Origin of the sequence: Asticcacaulis sp., assembly GCF_027484505.1 — a bacterium.
Taxonomy (GTDB): domain Bacteria; phylum Pseudomonadota; class Alphaproteobacteria; order Caulobacterales; family Caulobacteraceae; genus Asticcacaulis.
Genome location: NZ_JAIXSV010000358.1, coordinates 1 through 3388, shown reverse-complemented (window position 1 = coordinate 3388; position 3388 = coordinate 1). Strand labels below are relative to the sequence as shown.

Below are 3388 nucleotides of genomic sequence, written 5' to 3'. Positions count from 1 at the left end.
CTGGACGAAGCCACCCTGATCCTGCCGCTCGCCGACTTTATCGACGTCGAAAAGGAAAAGGCCCGTCTTGCCAAGGAAATCGGCAAGCTGGAACAGGACATCGCCAAGATCGACGCCAAGCTGTCGAACAAGAACTTTGTCGACAAGGCGCCCGAAGAGGTGATCGAGGAACAGCGCGAGCGCCGGGCAGAGGCCGACACGGTGCGGGCCAAGCTGGCGGATGCGCTGGCAAGGTTGGGGTGAGGTGCAGTTAGATCAGGAAAGCGGCGTCCCAGTTGGGGCGCCGCATTTGTACCTATCAACGAGATGCAGCTTGTGGGCGACAATCAACTGAAATCAGCCCCCCCAAACAGGAAGTTCGGCACTAGTAGGGAAGCCATTATACAGACCTTACGGGACGGCACACCCAAAAAAGCCAAAAATCACAGGGGGAATTCACCGCCACGGGATTATCGTTTCAATTAAATTTTTCAATTCTACATGGCGGCACAGCACCCGGCATCATCATCGTTGAATGATTTGTTAAAATCAGCCATTGAAACAAGGTTGTAATATCTTGGTCTTTTACCCCTCATTTCATCGACATGAGAATCTCCAATTTTCCATGTACCGTGCATCTCAAAGCCAATATTTTCCGCAATATGCATTTGATCTGATCTACTTTTACTAATCAAGATCGAATAATGTTTTTCTCCAGTTTTCTTGTTTTCTTCACTATATTCTCCACTTTTATTTATTGTTAATTCTATTTCAGTGATTTTATTATTAATAAAACATCTCTTATCAATAAGAAAGTCAATAAACAAAATAGAAGAACTATCTGACGTGGCATCAAAATATTTATTAAAAATCTCTTGATTAACTTCCTTAAGCTCCAAAAGCATATTTTTGTTTATCTCTATATCCTCTTCATTAAAATATTCCTGCACTCCAATGTTATTAAATAAATGATTAATATCACCCATGCACCTATCAATATTAGATAAAATATTCGAATATATCTTTGTAATCTTACCTTCAATACTTTTCTTAAATACCGCCCGTTTTACTGTTTCATTTGTTTGTTCATAAAGTTTTACCTCATCAATATCAATACCTTCGTCACTATATTCTCTGGTCATAATTTCTGAATAATCTTCTTCATGACCTAACTCCTGTCTACCAACTTGACCTAAAGGACTTCTTTTTGCGCCTTTATCGATATAATGCTGCTGATTTTCCATTTCAGTATAAAAATTATTTATTTCACTTAAATATTGATGCACAAACGATAGCCGGTGAATATATCGATGAAACGGGCAGTCACCTCGGATAATCTTTTGATTCTTCTGTTCTAGTGCTGACGTAGGTTGAAATTGAGATTCCGTCCAATAGCTTTTTGATTGACTATATTTTTCGGAATATTTTCTCTCATCATCGCGCCTCCCTCCGGATTCACTGTGATCCTCACCCACCACATTCAGCCTGTCGGTAACCAACGGGCTGGCCATCTGCACGACCGCCGACCGAAACTGCGCCACCCCCCCGCTACCCACAGTCCCCGACACCACACCAAAACACCCGGCCGATGTCATCTGCAAGGCCTTGGCGCCCATCACATCGGCCTCATGTTCCAATGACTGGTCATCATTGACACTGATCCCGGCCTTTAACTGCACCGTTGGCCGTACCCGCCCCTGTGCTTGCTGCACGACGTGCCAGGCCTCATGCGGCAGGTGGGCTTCCTGCCCCGGTGCCAGATGAATATCGGTCCCCTGGGCATAGGCATAAGCGTGAAGTTGCGCCGGCCTGGCGGAGTTGTAATGGACCCGCACCTGATCCAGGCTGATGCCCGACAAGTGTTCGATCCCCCTCTTCAACCCATCGGGCAAACCGGTCCTGTTGGCCTGCCGCGGCGCCGTTCCGGTCCGATTGTCGGCAAGGGTAGCCAGCGTGTTCCCCGGCCGATGATCGGCAAGGCTTTTACGCTGGACCGCCTTCTCCGTGCGGATGGCTTTGCTCGATGGTTGCGGCTGGTCGTAAATGATCACTGACCTCCAGTGATATGGTTTATTCTCTATCATGGCGATATAAACGAACCGGTTCAAGTTCTTCCCAACATGGGACCACGCCCCGCAGGTGCCCCCGGTGCCATCCAAACCAAAAAGGCGGCACCCGACAGGATGCAGCCTTTTTTGTCACTTTCACGCGCCGCTGTCGGTCTTACAGCAGCGGCGCGTTCAGCCGCTTGAACAAATCACTCCACCTTGCAGGCCTGCTGCTCGTAGAGGAACCCTTCATTATCCAGCGATATCTTCATTTTGCAGGTGCCATTGGCCTGTGCCGGGCGAATGGGGCCCAGGCAGACGGCCCCGTCGGGCGTGAAGCCTTCCAGATACCAGATATGGCCGACATAGCTGTCGAAGGCAGCCGTCTGTTTGGGCTGCAGCGTGGTGTAATGCGTCAGCACACCGTCAAAATCCGCCCACAGCACATTGATCTGACTGCTTGTGGTGTTTTGCAGGCTGAGCCCCGCCTTGGTCCGCGATTGTGGGGACGGTTGCTGTTGGTTATCGCATTGCTGGGCACTGGCCGCCGACGCGGCAAGAACAGACATTGCCATGGCGCAGGCAACGACGAATCCACGCATGCTGAAGCTCCCTGTGGTTGATCTGTTATGTCCGTGCCGGTCACAGTTCTTTGGACCACCGGGACACCGGCGGCACACACAGCACGGCTAAGTGGACGTTCAAAATGGCAAGACAGAGACCGGGCGGGCGCTGCCGGACATCACCCGCCCATGCCGACCTTTTTGACCTGGCCCTGGACGCTGGCACCGGTATTGGGGTCCTGGCAGGAACAGCCCGCCCCCAACCCCGACGGTGCCGCGCAGATCAGAGTGTAGGTGGCGGTCGGTGCGGCGCAACTGGCCCCGACCTCAAACCCGTCGGCATCAATGCCTTCCGCCGGACCGAAATCAGCGGCGGCACCATCATCGGGTTTACAGGCCAGAAACGTGACACCGGCGCTGTTCGTGACCTGCGAACATTGCGACGCGCTGCCAGTTTCTTGTGCGGAAACAGAAAAAGTAAAAAGACCTAACGCAAGGACCGCGAAAAAAGACATTCTCGACATGACGAGTGCTTTCTCGACTGTTATTTATACTTAAAATATTTACCATGAATTTTTGTGGAAATCAACATGACCCCATTCGCCGATTCCCGCCACCCGCCGGCGGCTCTGGCCGACGGGTGGGTCAACAGGGGGGCATTGGCCGCTTGGCGCCTGCGGCCATCCGGTGCTGTTGATCGCGATGGATCGCCCCGGATGGCCGTTAGGTACCAGCGATTACTTAGGCCCAACCGCCTTGATCAACTCCCCCATATTCTTCACGAACGCCGCGGTGGAG

The 3388-nt window shown here is 51.4% G+C and carries 4 protein-coding genes; 1 reads left to right on the top strand and 3 read right to left on the bottom strand.

Going from position 1 to position 3388, the window contains the following annotated elements; genetic code table 11:
• A partial coding sequence (locus Q0072_RS20990; protein ID WP_298333812.1) for a hypothetical protein occupies window positions 1-243 on the top strand: 243 nt, incomplete at its 5' end.
• Between the two features lie 233 nt (window positions 244-476).
• On the opposite strand, the gene Q0072_RS20985 is transcribed toward Q0072_RS20990, so the two are convergent.
• The 3 genes from Q0072_RS20985 to Q0072_RS20975 form a co-directional block, all read right to left on the bottom strand.
• A complete protein-coding gene (locus tag Q0072_RS20985; protein WP_298333811.1) occupies window positions 477-2030 on the bottom strand; it encodes a DUF4157 domain-containing protein in 1554 nt (517 codons plus the stop codon).
• Window positions 2031-2236: 206 nt separating this feature from the next.
• A complete protein-coding gene (locus tag Q0072_RS20980; RefSeq protein ID WP_298333809.1) occupies window positions 2237-2629 on the bottom strand; it encodes a hypothetical protein in 393 nt (130 codons plus the stop codon).
• Between the two features lie 140 nt (window positions 2630-2769).
• Window positions 2770-3114: a hypothetical protein gene (locus Q0072_RS20975; RefSeq protein WP_298333807.1), complete on the bottom strand. Its 345-nt coding sequence runs from the start codon at window positions 3112-3114 to the stop codon at window positions 2770-2772.
• Window positions 3115-3388 lie beyond the last annotated feature (274 nt).